The sequence below is a fragment of the Pseudomonas umsongensis genome, assembly GCF_012647205.1.
Lineage (GTDB): Bacteria > Pseudomonadota > Gammaproteobacteria > Pseudomonadales > Pseudomonadaceae > Aquipseudomonas > Aquipseudomonas umsongensis.
Genome location: NZ_CP051487.1, coordinates 5523124 through 5539236, shown reverse-complemented (window position 1 = coordinate 5539236; position 16113 = coordinate 5523124). Strand labels below are relative to the sequence as shown.

Sequence of the window (16113 nt, the reverse complement as noted above, 5' to 3'; positions counted from 1 at the left end):
TGCTCAGTCGCTGGGCAATCCAAGGCTGAGCAGGCGCGCGATCAACTTGGACTCAAGCTGGTTGAGGTGCGGCAGGTTCAGTTGATGCCGCGCCGCGACTTTACAGGCATGGCCCAGCAGGTAACTGATTTCGGTGCGGCGCCGGTTGCTGACGTCCTGGTACATCGAGGAGTAGTTGGCAGCGGTCGCGTGGATCACCCGTTCAACCTCCTGTTGCAGGTTTTCGGCGGCTGCTGGCTGGCCGCATCGCTCAAGCAGCTCGATGAGTTCGCCGCACAGGGTGGCGACCTCACAATGGTGCTCCTGCAACCCGCCGTTGCGACAATCGTGCAGCACTGTCAACGGATTGATCGCGCAGTTGAGCGCCAGTTTGCGCCACAACCGGGTGAGAATCTCGGTGCTCCACTCATGGGGAATGCCCGCGGCGTCGAGGTCGTCCAGCCAGATCGGGGCGACGGGATGGCCGGCATCTCCCAGCCAGGTAAACCCGTGCCCGGCAAAGACTACACGCCAGTCACCGTCGCGAAAGGCGCCTTCCGTGCTTGACGCATAAATGCAGCGCGCCTGCGGGACTTGCGCCGCCACGGCGTCCTGGCTGCCCAGGCCGTTCTGCAGCAGGATCAGTTCGGCGCCAGGCGCCAGTCGGGGTGCCAGCTGTGCCACGGCCAGTTCCGCATCGTAGGCCTTGCAGGCGACCAGTAGTCGATTAATCGGCGCTAGGCTGTCGGCCGTTTCGGCGCTTACCGGGTATAGCTGTGCCTGGCCATGTTCGACCAGGGTCAAGCCGCCTGCCGCCTCGTACGCCCGTAGCCGGGCTGAGTCACGCAGTATCAGGCGCACCGGCACTGCGGCCCGAGCCAGGCGAGTGGCCCACAACGTGCCGAGGCTACCGGCGCCTAGTACATGCCAGGTGGTGGACATCAGCTTTTTGCTCTGTTTAAGGCGCGCATGGGTGGCTCGCAGTGAATGATCGGAAAGACCCGTTATAATCAGCGCGGATTTTAACCGCAAGCCAGGCGTGCTCCATCTAGATCGAGCGCGCCCTATTTATTGGAGAGATTACATGCCGTCGTTCGACGTGGTATCCGAACTGGACAAACACGAAGTCACCAACGCGGTCGAGAACGCCGTCAAGGAGCTCGATCGTCGCTATGACCTGAAAGGCAAAGGCAGCTTCGAGTTCAAGGAAAAGGACCTGACCGTCAACCTGACCGCTGAAGCGGATTTCCAGCTCGAAGCGATGATTGAGATCCTCAAGCTGGCCCTGGTCAAGCGCAAGATCGATGTGCAGTGCCTTGAGGTCAAGGATGCGTTTGCATCGGGCAAGCTGATGAAGCAGGAAGCTGTGCTCAAGGAAGGCATCGACAAGGAGCTGGCGAAGAAAATCGTCGCTCACGTCAAGGACGCCAAGCTGAAGGTGCAGGCCGCCATCCAGGGTGAGCAGGTGCGCATCACCGGCAAGAAGCGTGACGACCTGCAGGAAGCCATTGCAGTGCTGCGCGCCAAGGAATTCGGCATGCCGCTGCAGTTCAACAACTTCCGCGACTGACGTGCAAGGCGGGAACCTCCAGGCGTTTTCGGCGTCCGAGGCCCAAGCAACGGCAGAAACGATCGATCCGCACAGGATTTGGTCTTTCTGCCGCTTTATTTTTCGCGTGCCGGGTAGCCGGAAAAATGCAGGAGAAAGCAGATGGACTTAAATGCTGAAGTAGACAACCTGGTCAAGGTGTCCCAGTCCTGGATCCCGATGATCATGGAATATGGCAGCCGTGTGCTGCTGGCAGTGATTACCCTGGCTATCGGCTGGTGGTTGATCAACAAGGTCACGCACAAGCTCGGTGGCCTGATAGCCCTGCGTAACGCTGATCTTGCGCTGCAAGGCTTTATCAGCAGCCTGGCGAACATCATTCTGAAGATCCTGCTGGTCGTCAGCGTGGCGTCGATGATTGGTGTGGAAACCACTTCGTTCGTGGCGGCGATCGGTGCGGCTGGCTTGGCCATTGGCCTGGCGTTGCAGGGCAGCCTGGCGAACTTCGCTGGCGGCGTGCTGATTCTGCTGTTCCGTCCTTTCCGTATCGGTGACTGGATCGAAGCCCAAGGCGTAGCGGGTACCGTCGACAGCATCCAGATCTTCCACACCGTGCTGCGCACCGGCGATAACAAGACCATCATCGTGCCTAACGGCAATCTGTCGAACGGCATCATCACCAACACCAACCGTCAACCGACCCGCAAGGTGGTGTTTGATGTGGGTGTCGATTACGAAGCGGATTTGCAAAAGGCTCGTGAAGTCTTGCTGGAACTGGCCAAGGATCCGCGCGTGTTGGACGACCCGGCACCGCAAGCAGTCATTTCGACCCTGGGTGACAGTTCAATCACCGTTTCCCTGCGTGTGTGGGTGAAAACAGCGGATTACTGGGATGTGATGTTCATGTTTAACGAACAGTCCCGTGACCGATTGAAAACGGCGGGTATTGACATTCCATTTCCACAGCGTGTAGTTCGTGTGGTTCAGGAAGCGGCCGTACAGTAAGCCTGTTTTGTTAATGGATACATAAACCCGAGAGATTAATAGTCTCTCGGGTTTTTTTGTGACTATTGATCAGTTCATTGAAAAAAGTATTAACGTTATGCGCGGAAGTTGCTTGCTGTAGTGTTTGACATATGGCAGGCATAAAAAAACCGCCCACCTGAAAAGGTGGGCGGTTCTTGATCTACGCAGTTGCCTACTTACACCCTGATTACAGGATGCTCAGTGGGTACTCGATGATCAGGCGGGTGTCGTAGACGTCAGACGAGTAGCCGCTGTACGCGCCGTTCGAGCGGTAGTTGGCGAAACGTGCACGGAACGACAGGTCTTTTGCTGGACCTTCCTGTACGACGTACTTGGACTCCAGGTTCCACTCGTTTTCCTTACCTTCACCCAGACCGTTGGTCTTGATGTTGTCACCCATTACGTAACGGGTCATGAAGCTCAGGCCAGGAACGCCGTATTGCGCCATGTTCAGGTCGTAGCGAGCTTGGTAGGATTTCTCCTCGCGGCCCACGAAGTCGGAGATCTGAATGGAGTTGGATACGAAGATGGTGCTGTTGCCGTCAACGCCGTAGTAGTAAGCGTTGTCGCCGCTCGACTGCTGGTAGGCCAGGGTGAATTTGTGAGCGCCCAGGCTATAGGCAGCTGCCAGGGACCACAGGTTGTTGTCCACACCCAGGGTGCCGTCGCCGATTGCGTCAACCAGGTCGCCACGCTTGTCGCCCTTGGTTTTGTAACCGTTCAGGTCGAAGTTCAGCGACTGTTCGTCGTTGATCGGCACGGTCAGGTTCATGTTGACGTAGTACTTCTTGAAGTACTCTTCAGCATCCGACGCAGCCACGGCAGCGGTGAAGTTATCGGTGAAGGCGTAGCTGGCACCGAAGATGTTGATGCCGTCGCTCAGGCCCTTGGAGTGGAAACCGTCTTCATCTGGCAGGCCGCCGATGCTGTCACGGGCCATACCGGTTTGCTTGCTCAGCGCGGTGAAGCGACCAGCGCTTACTTCCAGGCCTTTGATTTCCTTGGAAGTGATCAGGGTACCGGTAGCCACTTCCGGCAGCATACGGCTGTCGTCAGTCGCGAACACTGGGCTGGCAACGAACTGCTGGCCGTATTTCAGGACGGTGTCGGACAGGCGCAGTTTCACTGCACCGCCCAGCTTGCCCTGGGATTTTTCCGGGTTGCCGTCGCTGTCGTTAGCGAACAGGCCGTTACCACGCTTGCCTGAACCGCCGTCCAGTTTCACTGCGCCCATGGCCATGGCGTCGAGGCCGAAACCAACAGTACCTTGAGTGAAGCCCGACTCGTAAGTGAGCAACTGGCTCAGACCGGAGTCCTGACGATAGCCGGCGGTGCCGCTCGATGGGTTGCTCGCGCCGTTCTTGTAGTCGCGGTTCATGTACTCAAAACGGGTTTTGAGTTTCAGGCTTTGGTCGCCGAAGAAACCCTTGGACTCGTCCTGGGACGACGCCACTGCGAACTGCGAGGTACCAGCTGCAACAGCCAGTGCGATCATGCTCCACTTCATCACGCGCATCGTGATTTGCTCCTTTGGTTTTTAGAAGAGTACTGCCGCTCCACCTGTTTTATTATCTGGGCGGCTCTTTCTTTTTGTGTCGGCGCAAACTTATATCACGCCGACAATGTTGGCGATACTTGCGCATCTATCCTTTCAGCTTCTTTACGACCCTGTCGTAAACGGCTAGCTAGATGTCGCAAATTTACAGCCCCGATGCAACCGTACTGACAACTTTAATGCTGTTTTTCTGGACTGGCGCATCGATAAAAAGAGTCCCTGGTGAAACGTTTGAATCTCCATCGGGCTACCCTGCCACTGTTTTTTTTTGGTCTTGAGGCTGGCCGCTTCCCGCGGTGCCTTATAGACGATGTGGGTATCAATGCAACAAGCGTGCACAAATCAGAACTCCATCGATGTTTTTTTCTGTCTGGCTGCTTGAAGCGGTAAAAACCTCATAAAACCGGGGGGCTCATGCTGCTTTATTTCAGGCTTGACGCAGGGGTGGGCATCGTGTTTGACCTCCATGTCTGGCCGCGTGACATGCAAAAGCGTTACCGGTTCACCCCGCCAGTGAGTAAATGGCGGATATGCGAAGCACTTAGCGTAGACGTACTGTGCGGTTTTGGTGCAAAAAATTTCAATGACTGTACTGAATTCAAACAGTCGGAGTTTTTAGGTGGTGTGGGCGGGTCGTAGCGTTCTGGTCATTTCCGCGTTTTTTGCAGCCCATTAGTTCTATATTGGTGCTTTTTCGCAGGAAATGTCTCATCTCGGGGCGCGCATGTACCATTTTTGGATCCTCGAACAGCGTGGGCGGTGGTTCGCTGCAAAGCTGGCAAGGTATCCTGCCGTCCAGTGGCTTGGCGTACGATCTCTCTGGATGGGCGCTAAGCTGAATAATGATGACCTGGCGGGAGTATGTGCAGTGTTCGCTTTAGATCCACGACTTCAACAAGACACACTACCGATTGGCGATTTCCCGCTTTGTCGGTTGCTGCTGTCCAATGATTCGAACTATCCCTGGTTCATCCTCGTGCCACGCAGGGACGATATCAGCGAGATATTTCAGTTAAGTGTCGCCGATCAGCAGCAGCTGTGGCAGGAAACGACCTCGTTGGCAGAATTGCTCAAGGACTCGTTTGATGCCGACAAGCTGAACGTCGCTGCCCTGGGCAACGTGGTCAGTCAGTTGCACATGCATGTGATCGTGCGCAAGCATGAAGACGCGGCCTGGCCGGCACCTATCTGGGGCAAGCACCCGGCCAAACCTTACAGTGCAGAGCAGGTCGAGGCGATTCGCGAACGGCTGCGTCTGGTGTTGACCGATGATTTCAAGTTTGAGGAGGGTTGAATCATGAGCCTTGAAGAGCGCGTCACCGACCTTGAAAGCCGCCTGGCGTTTCAGGATGACACCATCCAGGCATTGAATGATGTCCTGGTGGCGCAGCAGCGGGTTGTCGAGCGCCTGCAGCTGCAAATGGCCGCGCTCCTCAAGCGGCAAGAGGAAATGGTCGGCCAGTTCGAGTCTTTCGAAGAAGAAGCGCCACCGCCGCATTATTAAGTAGTAGCGCTGGAAGAAACGCAGGCATAAAAAAACCGCGAACTCGTTCGCGGTTTTTTTGTTGCCGTTGATCAGCGTCGCGGCAGGGCGGCGATGACGTCTTCGGCTTGCAGGCCTTTGTCACGATTCATGACGGAGAACTCGACGCGCTGGCCTTCGACCAGAACGCGATGGCCTTCACCGCGAATGGCCCGGAAGTGCACGAAAATATCATCGCCGGAGTCGCGGGAAATAAAGCCGAAGCCTTTGGATGTATTGAACCACTTGACGGTACCGGTATCGCGGTTGCTCATGTCATAGCTAGGCGAAGCGGCGGCCGGTGACGATTTGTAGAAGCTGATGGCCAGGTGCAGGGCAACAGCGATCAGGGCTGCAACCAGGCTGAACAGCACGGCAGGCTGACCGGCAATGACCGAAATCTCTGCGATCAGCGTCAGGGTTTGCAGGACGACAGCCAACACCAGCAGGGCGCTGACCAGATTCTGCAATTGATGGCGCGGGCCTTTGTTCCAGTAAGGGATAACTGGAGCAAGTGTCAGGTTGAGCAGGCCGAAAAAGGCCAGGTACAGCGCCTCGGGTTGTTGCAGGTAAGGCAGGGCTTCGGATCGCAGGCTAGGGAAGAAGGACAGCAGCAAGGCCGCTGCGCCTATCAGCAGGTGGACGATTTTCAACATTTTGATTAACTCACGTTAAGACAGCTCACAAGGAAGAGCTGATGGCGCACGGTTCGCTTCGGAATAAATAAGAGGCGTTGGACACGTGCCCGGTATCAGCCTATGCGTAGCACCCGAAAAAATAGGCACTGACGACACGCGGTCTATTTAACAGCAAAGCTGCAGGCTACTCAAATCAAGGAGTCCAGCGGTTCATCGCGGCCCTTGCTGTCGCCCGCCGAGGCTTGCGGGCTGCAGCCTGGCGACAGGCTTGCTAGAGTGGTCCTGCACCTGTTGGATGAACTTCATCACCTTTAGGGGAAAAACATGGCAATCGATATCGGTATCAGTGAAGAGGATCGCAAGTCCATCGTCGACGGACTTTCTCGTCTGCTGTCGGACACCTATGTGCTTTACCTGAAAACCCATAACTTCCATTGGAACGTCACCGGCCCGATGTTTCGCACCCTGCATTTGATGTTCGAGGAGCAATATAACGAGTTGGCCTTGGCGGTCGATTCGATTGCAGAGCGAATTCGCGCGCTCGGGTTCCCGGCCCCGGGCGCCTATTCCGTTTATGCGCGCTTGTCTTCCATCAAGGAGGAAGAGGGTGTGCCGGCTGCCGAAGACATGATCAGGCAGCTGGTGGCGGGCCAGGAGGCTGTCACGCGCACCGCCCGAGGGATCTTCCCGTTGCTCGAAAAGGTCAGCGACGAGCCTACGGCTGACCTGCTGACCCAACGCATGCAGGTCCACGAGAAAACCGCGTGGATGCTGCGCGCACTCTTGGATCAATGAGGCATCGGCGCGTGGATGGCATTGTTGTTCGCGCGCTCCTTTTCGTCAGAATGGCACCCAGTTGCTTGAGCGAATCTTCGCTCGTTGCTGTAGGAAAAGTGCCGGACTAGGACGCTCTCCCTCATCCGCCTTCCGTTGTTGGCTTATCCTACGCGGATGGTCATAAAGTCATCTGGCTATAACTTTGCCCTGGCGTTTTTATAAGCACTCACATTGCTCTTATAGAAACCGCAAATGGCAAAGGAGTGTCAGCGATATGGAATATGAAGGCAGGAGAGCTGAGGGGCGGGGCGGGCAGACCAAGGATATAACGGTCGATCCATTTGTCAGTGAGTTCGATATGGGGTTGGCCCGGCCGTTGTCCCGATCGGTGCGATTGAATGGCTTTGCCACCTGTTTGCGGCTTGAGCAGGTGTATTGGGATATTTTAGCCGACATGGCCAGGGTCAATAGCTGTTCGGTCAGCGCGTTGCTGTCCCATGTCGATCGCCAAGTGCATTTGCGTCATGGCGGGGTGAGAAATTTCAGCGGGCTGGTGCGGGTGGTCTGTGTTGTCCACAGTCGCAAGGAGGGGCGTTGCCCGGTTCTGGCTTGAACCTGATGTATCAAAGGGCAGCGTGTCGATCTGTGCAGTCTTACGGCTGCACAGGCTGCATTTAATGGATATAATCCCGCTCTTTGCCGCAAAACCCAGCGTGCGCGGTAGCAATCTGATCGCCGAGACAACCCCCATGCCGATGTACGATTACCAATGTGCTTCCTGTGGTCATCAGTTGGAAGCCATTCAAAAGATCAGCGATGCACCGTTGGTCGACTGCCCTGCGTGCCAGGCGCCAGAGCTTAAGAAGATGCTGTCCATGCCAGGCTTCCGCCTCAGCGGCACAGGCTGGTACGAGACCGATTTCAAGACCGGTTCCAAGAAGAACCTGGCCGGCGGCGACAAAGCTGACTAGGTTTCAGGGCCTGAGTTGAACCACACGCGCGAGCTCTTGCGTCATCCGCCAGCGGATCGGCGCAGGAGCTCCAAACGAATGTCGAATTACGAGAAGTGAAACCACTACCATGATGCGCAGCCATTATTGCGGCCAACTGAACGAAAGCCTGGACGGCCAGGAAATTACCCTTTGCGGATGGGTCCACCGTCGCCGTGACCACGGTGGGGTGATTTTCCTCGATATCCGTGATCGTGATGGTCTGGCCCAGGTGGTGTTCGATCCGGACCGCGCTGAAACCTTCGCCGCCGCCGATCGCGTGCGCAGCGAGTACGTCGTGAAGATCACCGGCAAGGTTCGCCTGCGTCCGGCCGGTGCCACCAACGCCAACATGGCGTCGGGCATGATCGAAGTCCTGGGCTATGAGCTGGAAGTGCTGAACGAGTCGGAAACCCCGCCGTTCCCGCTGAACGAGTTTTCCGACGTCGGCGAAGAAACCCGCCTGCGCTATCGCTTCCTGGATCTGCGTCGTCCTGAAATGGCCGAGAAGCTGCGCTTGCGTTCACGCATGACCACCAGTATCCGTCGCTTCCTGGACGAGAACGGTTTCCTCGACGTCGAAACGCCGATCCTGACCCGCGCCACTCCTGAAGGCGCACGTGATTACCTGGTGCCAAGCCGTACCCACGCCGGTTCGTTCTTTGCCCTGCCGCAATCGCCACAGCTGTTCAAGCAGCTGCTGATGGTGGCTGGCTTCGATCGCTACTACCAGATCGCCAAGTGCTTCCGTGACGAAGACCTGCGTGCCGACCGTCAGCCGGAATTCACCCAGATCGACATCGAGACCAGTTTCCTCGATGAAAAAGAGATCATGGGCCTGACCGAACAAATGATCCGCAACCTGTTCAAGGAAGTGCTGGGTCTGGAATTCGGCGAGTTCCCGCACATGACGTTCGAAGAAGCCATGCGCCGCTACGGTTCCGACAAGCCAGACCTGCGTAACCCGCTGGAACTGGTGGACGTTGCCGACCAGCTCAAGGAAGTCGATTTCAAGGTGTTCAGCGGCCCGGCCAACGATCCTAAATGCCGCATCGCCGCTCTGCGCGTTCCAGGCGGGGCAAGCATGCCGCGCAAGCAGATCGACGACTACACCAAGTTTGTCGGTATCTACGGTGCCAAGGGCCTGGCGTACATCAAGGTCAACGAGCGCGCCAAAGGCGTCGAAGGCCTGCAATCGCCAATCGTGAAGAACATTCCCGAAGCCAACCTCAACGTGATCCTCGATCGCGTTGGTGCGGTCGATGGCGATATCGTGTTCTTCGGTGCCGATAAAGCCAAGATCGTCAGCGAAGCCCTGGGTGCCCTGCGTATCAAGCTCGGCCACGACCTGGAACTGCTGACCTGCAAGTGGGCGCCAATGTGGGTCGTCGACTTCCCGATGTTCGAAGAGAACGACGACGGCAGCTTCACCGCGTTGCACCACCCGTTCACCGCGCCGAAGTGCACCCCGGCAGAGCTGGAAGCCAACCCGGCTGGCGCCCTGTCCCGTGCCTACGACATGGTATTGAACGGTACCGAGCTCGGTGGCGGTTCGATCCGTATTCACCGCAAAGAGATGCAGCAGTCGGTCTTCCGTCTGCTGGGTATCAATGAAGCGGAACAGGAAGAGAAATTCGGCTTCCTGCTCGACGCCCTGAAGTACGGCGCGCCGCCGCACGGTGGCCTGGCCTTCGGCCTGGACCGCCTGGTGATGTTGATGACCGGTGCCCAGTCGATCCGTGAAGTGATCGCCTTCCCGAAAACCCAGAGCGCGGCGGACGTCATGACTCAGGCGCCGGGTCAGGTCGATGCCAAGGCATTGCGTGAACTGCACATTCGTCTGCGCGAAACGCCCAAGGCAGAGTAAGGTTCACCTGAAGGGCGCATCTGCGGATGCGCCCTTTCTGCATATGTAGAGCAATCCAAGATTTTTGTTTGCCGGCCGAAGCGATGCAGCGGGGCGGGCAATGTGTCAAAGAGAATTCGGAGCGAGTTATGGCAGGTCATTCCAAGTGGGCGAACATCAAGCACCGCAAAGAACGTCAGGATGCCAAGAGAGGCAAGATCTTCACCAAGTGGATTCGTGAGCTGACCGTCGCGGCCCGTCAGGGTGGTGGCGATCCGGGCTCCAACCCGCGCCTGCGCCTGGCGCTGGACAAGGCCCTTGGTGCGAACATGAGCCGCGACATCATTGATCGCGCCATTGCTCGTGGCGCTGGCGCGACCGAAGCCGACAACGTCGAAGAACTGACTTACGAAGGTTACGGTCCCGGCGGCGTGGCGGTGATGGTCGAATGCATGACGGACAACCGCAACCGGACCGCGGCGGCTGTTCGCCATGCGTTCAGCAAGTGCGGCGGCAACCTCGGCACTGACGGTTCTGTGGCCTATCTTTTCGAACGCAAGGGGCAAATCAGCTTTGCGCCAGGCGTCGATGAAGATGCCTTGACCGAAGCTGCGCTGGAAGCCGATGCCGATGACGTGGTCAGCAACGAAGACGGCTCTATCGATGTGTTCACCTCGTTCACCGGATTCTATGCGGTGCGCAACGCGCTGGAAGCGGCCGGATTCAAAGGTGATGACGCAGAAATCGTCATGTTGCCGACCACCAGTGCCGAACTGGATCTGGAAGGCGCAGAAAAAATCCTCAAGCTGATCGATATGCTCGAGGACCTGGATGACGTGCAGAACGTCTACTCCAATGCGGACATCCCGGAGTCGGTCGCCGCACAGCTCGGTTAACGGCGACTGCGATCCAGTGTGGGAGCGAGCCTGCTCGCGAAAGCGACTTCAAATTCAGCAACCATGCTGCCTGAAAGTCCGCATTCGCGAGCAGGCTCGCTCCCACATTTGTTCTGCGCAGTCTTTAATGGCGTGCTTTTACTTAACTCACAGGCGTTATGACTTTAATTCTTGGTATCGACCCCGGTTCGCGCATTACCGGTTATGGTGTGGTGCGCGATACCGGTCGTGGCTGTGAGTACGTGGCTTCCGGTTGCATCCGCACCGGCGCCGGCGAGTTGCACGAGCGCCTGCAGATCGTTTATCGCGGTGTACGGGAAATCATTCAGACCTACGGTCCGGTGACCATGGGCATCGAAAAGGTGTTCATGGCCCGCAACGCCGACTCCGCCCTGAAGCTGGGGCAGGCGCGTGGCGCGGCCATCGTGGCCGGCGCAGAAGAAAACCTGGAAATTGCCGAATACACGGCCACCCAGGTCAAGCAGGCTGTGGTCGGTACCGGCGCAGCCAACAAAGAGCAGGTGCAGATGATGGTCATGCACATGCTGAAGCTGACCAGTAAACCGCAAATCGACGCCTCCGACGCATTGGCCATTGCCATTTGCCATGCGCACACCCGCTCCAGCCTGTTGCCCCATGGCCTGGGCGCGGCACGCAGTCGTGGCGGGCGCTTGCGTCTCTGATAGCATCAGCAATCATTTTTCTGGAATGAGGGGCATGCGCCTGGGTTGTCGGCGCAAAACCCTTGTTCTGTCAGCCGCTGGCCCAGGGCTGGTCAACGCTCAAGGATCTGTAACGTGATTGGACGCTTGCGCGGCACACTGGCTGAAAAACAGCCGCCGCACCTGATTCTGGATGTAAACGGCCTGGGGTATGAGCTGGAAGTGCCCATGACCACGCTTTATCGCCTGCCGTCGGTCGGTGAGCCGCTGACGCTGCACACCCATCTGGTCGTGCGCGAAGACGCGCAGTTACTCTATGGCTTCGTCGGCAAGCGTGAGCGAGACTTTTTCCGCGAGTTGATCCGTCTCAATGGTGTAGGGCCGAAACTGGCCCTGGCCTTGATGTCGAGCCTGGAAGTCGACGAACTGGTGCGTTGCGTGCAGTCCCAGGATACCTCGGCGCTGACCAAGGTGCCGGGCGTGGGCAAGAAAACCGCCGAGCGCCTGCTGGTGGAGCTCAAGGATCGCTTCAAGGCCTGGGAAACCGTACCAGCCATGTTTGCCCTGGTGCCTAACCAGCCGGATGCCCCTGCGCCGGTCAATACCGCCGAAAACGACGCGGTCAGTGCGCTGATCTCCCTCGGTTACAAGCCGCAGGAAGCCAGCAAGGCGATTTCCGCCATCAAGGAGAAAGGCTTGAGCAGCGAAGACCTGATTCGTCGTGCCCTGAAGGGAATGATCTAAGTGATTGAAGCTGATCGTCTGATCGCTGCCACGGGTGCCCCCCGTGATCGCGAGGAAGTCCAGGACCGCGCGATACGTCCCGTCAGCCTGGCCGAATACATCGGCCAGCCGACCGTTCGCGAGCAAATGGAACTGTTCATCCAGGCCGCCCGAGGGCGTAGCGAGTCCCTTGACCACACCTTGATCTTCGGTCCGCCGGGCCTGGGCAAGACTACCCTGGCCAATATCATCGCCCAGGAAATGGGCGTGTCGATCAAGAGCACGTCGGGGCCGGTCCTCGAGCGTCCAGGCGACCTGGCAGCGTTGCTGACCAACCTTGAGCCACACGATGTGTTGTTCATCGATGAAATCCATCGTTTGTCGCCGATTGTCGAGGAGGTGCTGTACCCGGCGATGGAGGATTTCCAGCTCGATATCATGATCGGCGAGGGGCCTGCCGCGCGGTCGATCAAGCTTGATTTGCCGCCGTTCACGCTGGTCGGTGCGACCACGCGGGCGGGGATGCTGACCAACCCGCTGCGTGACCGTTTCGGCATCGTCCAGCGCCTGGAGTTCTACAGCAACGCCGACCTGTCGACGATTGTCAGCCGTTCGGCGAACATCCTTGGCTTGCCACTGGATCCGGAAGGCGCTTTTGAAATCGCGCGGCGTGCCCGCGGTACCCCGCGGATCGCCAACCGCTTGCTGCGCCGGGTGCGTGACTTCGCAGAAGTTCGTGCCAAGGGCCATATCACCAAGCCAATCGCCGACCTGGCCCTGAACCTGCTGGATGTCGACGAGCGTGGCTTCGATCACCAGGACCGGCGCCTGTTGCTGACCATGATCGAGAAGTTCGATGGCGGGCCGGTCGGGGTGGACAGCCTGGCCGCAGCCATCAGCGAAGAGCGCCACACCATTGAAGATGTGCTGGAGCCCTACCTGATCCAGCAGGGCTACATCATGCGTACCCCGCGGGGCAGGGTAGTGACGCGACATGCGTATCTGCACTTCGGCTTAAACATTCCGTCACGATTGGGCGAGATGCCCGTGGTAGACGAGTTTCCTGATGCCGTGGACGATTAATTAACATTGCGAGCTGATTTTTTCGGGCATTGTGTGGTCCCAGGACCGTACTTTTGCACGAAAGCCGCAGAACATTGAAAAACAGTTGCCTGGCCGGATTGGCAACCCGAGGAGTAAGCACTAGAGTATGCGCGCGCAAAACGGGCTTGAGCCTTTCGCACATCGTTGTCGCGTTTATTACGAGGACACCGATGCGGGCGGCATCGTGTATTACGTCAATTACCTCAAGTTTATGGAACGGGCTCGAACCGAGCGACTGCGAGAGCTGGGCTTTGCCCAATCTTCGCTTGCCGGGGAGGACCTGTTGTTCGTCGTGCATTCCAGCGAAGCGCGCTATCACGCGCCGGCGCGACTGGACGACGAGCTGTTGGTAAGCGCTGAAGTAGTCGAATTGAACCGTGCCAGCCTGCGCTTCAAGCAGCAGGTCAGACGGGCCACCGATGATGTATTGCTCTGTGAAGGGCAGTTTCTGGTGGCCTGTGTGCGCACTGAAAGTTTAAAACCCCGGGCCATTCCCGAAGCTCTACGAGCGGCCTTTGCCGCCGTGAGCGGCGCGGGTACACACTCAAAGCAGGAGATAAAGCGTGGAAGCTAACGTCGTCGACCATTCCTCCATGTGGAGCCTGGTCAGCAATGCCAGTATCGTGGTGCAACTGGTAATGCTGACCCTGGTAGCCGCATCGGTGACCTCATGGATCATGATCTTTCAGCGCAGCAACCTGCTGCGTGCCGGTCGACGCGCCCTGGAGAGCTTCGAAGAGCGCTTCTGGTCGGGTATCGACCTGTCCAAACTCTACCGCCAGGCGGGTAGCAACCCGGACCCGGATTCCGGCGTCGAACAAATCTTCCGTGCTGGCTTCAAGGAATTCTCCCGTTTGCGCCAGCAGCCAGGCGTTGACCCGGAAGCGGTCATGGAAGGCGTGGCCCGTGCCATGCGCGTTGCCATTTCCCGCGAAGAAGAAAAGCTCGAGCAGAGCCTGCCGTTCCTCGCCACCGTCGGTTCCGTGAGCCCGTATATCGGTCTGTTCGGTACCGTCTGGGGCATCATGAACTCCTTCCGTGGCCTGGCGACTGCCCAGCAAGCCACCCTGGCCACCGTGGCGCCGGGTATCGCCGAAGCCCTGATCGCCACTGCGATCGGTCTGTTCGCCGCCATTCCAGCCGTTATCGCTTACAACCGTTTTGCTGCCCGCAGCGAAACCTTGCTGGGCCGTTACTACACCTTCGCCGACGAATTCCAGGCGATCCTGCACCGCAAAGTGCACACCAGCGAAGAATAAGCAGGTAATTCCCAATGGCTTTAATCGCTCGAGCTCGCAAAAAGCGCAAGCCGGTCGCCGAGATGAACGTGGTGCCCTACATCGACGTGATGTTGGTGCTGCTGGTCATCTTCATGGTGACCGCGCCAATGCTCAATCAGGGCGTGAAAGTTGATCTGCCCAAGGTTTCCAGCGAAGCCTTGCCGCAGGACAACAACACCCAGGTCCTGACCATTTCGATCAAGGCTGACAAGACCTACTACTGGAACCTTGGCAGCGAAGTCGATACAGAGAAGCAACAAGACCGCGCCATGACCCTGCCGCAGATGACTGACGCGGTGACCAAGATCATTCGCGTGGGCAACGAAGGCGGCAAGCGTACCCAGGTCTTCATTCGTGGCGACAAGAGCGTCGACTACGGGTCTGTCATGGGCGCGATGGGCGGGTTGCAGAAAGCCGGCGTCGGTAATGTTGGCTTGATTACCGAGGCGCCCTGATGCAGCAACAGCGAGAGCCGTCCGCCTCGGAAAGCTACTTCTGGCCTAGTGTCTGGGCGATTGGCTTGCACGTGCTGGTGTTCGGCATGCTGTTTGTCAGTTTTGCCTTCACTCCGGAGTTGCCGCCGGCCAAGCCGATTGTCCAGGCGACCCTGTACCAGTTGAAATCGAAAAGTCAGGCAACCACCCAGACCAATCAGAAGATTGCGGGTGAGGCGAAGAAATCCGCCGCGCGCCAGACCGAAGTCGAGCAGTTGGAGCAGAAGAAGGTCGAACAGGAAGCGGTGAAGGCTGCGGAACAAAAGAAAGAAGAAGCGGCTCAAAAGGCCGAGGAAGCCAAGAAGGCCGACGAGTCGAAGAAAGCTGAAGAGGCGAAGAAGGCTGACGAGGCCAAGAAGGCCGACGAAGCCAAGAAAGCCGATGAAGCGAAGAAGACCGCCGAAGCCAAGAAGGCAGAAGAGAAACAATTGGCTGATATAGCCAAGAAGAAAGCGGAAGAAGAAGCCAAGAAGGCTGCTGAAGAAGAGGCCAAGAAAGCGGCCGCTGAAGAAGCGAAGAAAAAGGTCGTCGAAGACGCGAAGAAGAAAGCCGCTGAAGACGCCAAGAAGAAAGCTGAAGCTGAAGAGGCGAAGAAGAAAGTCGCCGAAGAAGCGAAGAAGAAAGCTGCTGCCGATGCTGCGAAGAAGAAAGCGCAGGATGCGGCGCGTAAATCCGCCGAAGACAAGAAGGCCCAGGCCTTGGCAGATTTGCTTTCCGACACGCCTCAGCGTCAGCAGGCCTTGGCGGATGAGCAGGGCGACGAAGTCGCCGGCAGCTTCGATGATCTGATTCGATTGCGTGCAGCGGAAGGCTGGGCTCGTCCACCTTCGGCCCGCAAAGGCATGACGGTTCAGTTGCAAATCGGCATGTTGCCGGACGGTACGGTGACTTCGGTCAAGGTGCTCAAGTCCAGTGGCGACGGTCCGTTTGACGCTTCAGCCGTAGCGGCAGTGAAGAATATTGGACGTTTGACAGAAATGCAGGGAATGAAGCCGAGCGATTTTGCTCCGTATCGTTCATTCAAGATGACATTCACACCTGAGGATCTAGCCCCGTGAGAAACCTCCTTCGAG

General features: G+C 57.7%; 19 protein-coding genes. 16 read left to right on the top strand and 3 right to left on the bottom strand.

Going from position 1 to position 16113, the window contains the following annotated elements; all coding sequences use genetic code 11:
• Positions 1–3: 3 nt before the first annotated feature.
• Positions 4–921, bottom strand: coding sequence for a putative 2-dehydropantoate 2-reductase (locus HGP31_RS25000; RefSeq protein ID WP_168758855.1), 918 nt, complete (start codon positions 919–921; stop codon positions 4–6).
• A gap of 142 nt (positions 922–1063) precedes the next feature.
• Here HGP31_RS25000 and HGP31_RS24995 point away from each other — a divergent pair, with 142 nt between their 5' ends.
• Both HGP31_RS24995 and HGP31_RS24990 read left to right on the top strand, forming a co-directional pair.
• Positions 1064–1549, top strand: a complete 486-nt coding sequence (locus tag HGP31_RS24995; protein ID WP_007977344.1) for a YajQ family cyclic di-GMP-binding protein — start codon at positions 1064–1066, stop codon at positions 1547–1549.
• Positions 1550–1690: 141 nt separating this feature from the next.
• Positions 1691–2533 (top strand): mechanosensitive ion channel family protein, encoded by an 843-nt coding sequence (locus HGP31_RS24990; RefSeq protein WP_168758854.1) that lies wholly within the window; start codon positions 1691–1693, stop codon positions 2531–2533.
• 208 nt (positions 2534–2741) lie between these two features.
• Here the strand turns inward: HGP31_RS24990 and HGP31_RS24985 are convergent, their stop codons facing one another.
• Positions 2742–4070: an OprD family porin gene (locus HGP31_RS24985; protein WP_168758853.1), complete on the bottom strand. Its 1329-nt coding sequence runs from the start codon at positions 4068–4070 to the stop codon at positions 2742–2744.
• Positions 4071–4977: 907 nt separating this feature from the next.
• Between HGP31_RS24985 and HGP31_RS24980 the strand changes: the two genes are divergently transcribed.
• Together HGP31_RS24980 and HGP31_RS24975 are read left to right on the top strand one after the other, a co-directional pair.
• Positions 4978–5403 carry an HIT domain-containing protein gene (locus tag HGP31_RS24980; RefSeq protein WP_020798466.1) on the top strand — a complete coding sequence of 142 codons (426 nt, stop codon included), beginning with the start codon at positions 4978–4980 and terminating at the stop codon, positions 5401–5403.
• Positions 5404–5406: 3 nt separating this feature from the next.
• Positions 5407–5613, top strand: a complete 207-nt coding sequence (locus tag HGP31_RS24975) for a SlyX family protein (protein WP_007977339.1) — start codon at positions 5407–5409, stop codon at positions 5611–5613.
• A gap of 71 nt (positions 5614–5684) precedes the next feature.
• On the opposite strand, the gene HGP31_RS30750 is transcribed toward HGP31_RS24975, so the two are convergent.
• Positions 5685–6287, bottom strand: a complete 603-nt coding sequence (locus tag HGP31_RS30750) for a cold-shock protein (protein WP_020798465.1) — start codon at positions 6285–6287, stop codon at positions 5685–5687.
• Positions 6288–6593: 306 nt separating this feature from the next.
• Here HGP31_RS30750 and HGP31_RS24965 point away from each other — a divergent pair, with 306 nt between their 5' ends.
• From HGP31_RS24965 to tolA, 12 genes are all read left to right on the top strand, one after another.
• Positions 6594–7064, top strand: coding sequence for a Dps family protein (locus tag HGP31_RS24965; protein ID WP_020798464.1), 471 nt, complete (start codon positions 6594–6596; stop codon positions 7062–7064).
• Positions 7065–7320: 256 nt separating this feature from the next.
• The gene (locus tag HGP31_RS24960; protein WP_020798463.1) at positions 7321–7659 is read left to right on the top strand and encodes a ribbon-helix-helix domain-containing protein; all 339 of its coding nucleotides are present in this window, start codon (positions 7321–7323) and stop codon (positions 7657–7659) included.
• A gap of 136 nt (positions 7660–7795) precedes the next feature.
• Positions 7796–8017: an FmdB family zinc ribbon protein gene (locus tag HGP31_RS24955; RefSeq protein ID WP_007977333.1), complete on the top strand. Its 222-nt coding sequence runs from the start codon at positions 7796–7798 to the stop codon at positions 8015–8017.
• A 109-nt stretch (positions 8018–8126) separates the two neighbouring features.
• A complete protein-coding gene (gene aspS / locus HGP31_RS24950) occupies positions 8127–9902 on the top strand; it encodes an aspartate--tRNA ligase (protein ID WP_020798462.1) in 1776 nt (591 codons plus the stop codon).
• A gap of 128 nt (positions 9903–10030) precedes the next feature.
• Positions 10031–10777, top strand: coding sequence for a YebC/PmpR family DNA-binding transcriptional regulator (locus HGP31_RS24945; RefSeq protein ID WP_020798461.1), 747 nt, complete (start codon positions 10031–10033; stop codon positions 10775–10777).
• A gap of 158 nt (positions 10778–10935) precedes the next feature.
• Positions 10936–11460 carry a crossover junction endodeoxyribonuclease RuvC gene (gene ruvC / locus HGP31_RS24940; RefSeq protein ID WP_020798460.1) on the top strand — a complete coding sequence of 175 codons (525 nt, stop codon included), beginning with the start codon at positions 10936–10938 and terminating at the stop codon, positions 11458–11460.
• Positions 11461–11574: 114 nt separating this feature from the next.
• Positions 11575–12183 (top strand): Holliday junction branch migration protein RuvA, encoded by a 609-nt coding sequence (gene ruvA, locus HGP31_RS24935; protein WP_020798459.1) that lies wholly within the window; start codon positions 11575–11577, stop codon positions 12181–12183.
• Complete coding sequence (gene ruvB, locus HGP31_RS24930; protein WP_020798458.1) at positions 12184–13245, top strand: Holliday junction branch migration DNA helicase RuvB; 1062 nt, start codon at positions 12184–12186, stop codon at positions 13243–13245.
• Positions 13246–13372: 127 nt separating this feature from the next.
• Complete coding sequence (ybgC, locus tag HGP31_RS24925; RefSeq protein WP_033040440.1) at positions 13373–13840, top strand: tol-pal system-associated acyl-CoA thioesterase; 468 nt, start codon at positions 13373–13375, stop codon at positions 13838–13840.
• A complete protein-coding gene (tolQ, locus tag HGP31_RS24920) occupies positions 13830–14525 on the top strand; it encodes a protein TolQ (RefSeq protein WP_007995636.1) in 696 nt (231 codons plus the stop codon). The genes ybgC and tolQ overlap by 11 nt, the downstream gene beginning before the upstream one ends.
• A 23-nt stretch (positions 14526–14548) precedes the next feature.
• Entirely contained in the window at positions 14549–15001 is a 453-nt protein-coding gene (gene tolR, locus HGP31_RS24915; protein WP_162276380.1) for a protein TolR, read from the top strand.
• Complete coding sequence (tolA, locus tag HGP31_RS24910; RefSeq protein ID WP_020798455.1) at positions 15001–16098, top strand: cell envelope integrity protein TolA; 1098 nt, start codon at positions 15001–15003, stop codon at positions 16096–16098. The genes tolR and tolA overlap by 1 nt, the downstream gene beginning before the upstream one ends.
• The last annotated feature ends 15 nt before the right edge of the window (positions 16099–16113 follow it).

What these genes read in the sequence shown, in the direction of transcription:
- HGP31_RS24990 (WP_168758854.1), top strand. Translation starts at nt 1,691, where the DNA reads ATGGACTTAAATGCTGAAGTAGACAACCTGGTCAAGGTGTCCCAGTCC.
- ruvC (WP_020798460.1), top strand. Translation starts at nt 10,936, where the DNA reads ATGACTTTAATTCTTGGTATCGACCCCGGTTCGCGCATTACCGGTTAT.
- HGP31_RS24995 (WP_007977344.1), top strand. Translation starts at nt 1,064, where the DNA reads ATGCCGTCGTTCGACGTGGTATCCGAACTGGACAAACACGAAGTCACC.
- ybgC (WP_033040440.1), top strand. Translation starts at nt 13,373, where the DNA reads ATGCGCGCGCAAAACGGGCTTGAGCCTTTCGCACATCGTTGTCGCGTT.
- HGP31_RS30750 (WP_020798465.1), bottom strand. Translation starts at nt 6,287, where the DNA reads ATGTTGAAAATCGTCCACCTGCTGATAGGCGCAGCGGCCTTGCTGCTG.
- HGP31_RS24955 (WP_007977333.1), top strand. Translation starts at nt 7,796, where the DNA reads ATGCCGATGTACGATTACCAATGTGCTTCCTGTGGTCATCAGTTGGAA.
- HGP31_RS25000 (WP_168758855.1), bottom strand. Translation starts at nt 921, where the DNA reads ATGTCCACCACCTGGCATGTACTAGGCGCCGGTAGCCTCGGCACGTTG.
- aspS (WP_020798462.1), top strand. Translation starts at nt 8,127, where the DNA reads ATGATGCGCAGCCATTATTGCGGCCAACTGAACGAAAGCCTGGACGGC.
- HGP31_RS24945 (WP_020798461.1), top strand. Translation starts at nt 10,031, where the DNA reads ATGGCAGGTCATTCCAAGTGGGCGAACATCAAGCACCGCAAAGAACGT.
- tolA (WP_020798455.1), top strand. Translation starts at nt 15,001, where the DNA reads ATGCAGCAACAGCGAGAGCCGTCCGCCTCGGAAAGCTACTTCTGGCCT.
- HGP31_RS24975 (WP_007977339.1), top strand. Translation starts at nt 5,407, where the DNA reads ATGAGCCTTGAAGAGCGCGTCACCGACCTTGAAAGCCGCCTGGCGTTT.
- HGP31_RS24985 (WP_168758853.1), bottom strand. Translation starts at nt 4,070, where the DNA reads ATGCGCGTGATGAAGTGGAGCATGATCGCACTGGCTGTTGCAGCTGGT.
- HGP31_RS24965 (WP_020798464.1), top strand. Translation starts at nt 6,594, where the DNA reads ATGGCAATCGATATCGGTATCAGTGAAGAGGATCGCAAGTCCATCGTC.
- HGP31_RS24960 (WP_020798463.1), top strand. Translation starts at nt 7,321, where the DNA reads ATGGAATATGAAGGCAGGAGAGCTGAGGGGCGGGGCGGGCAGACCAAG.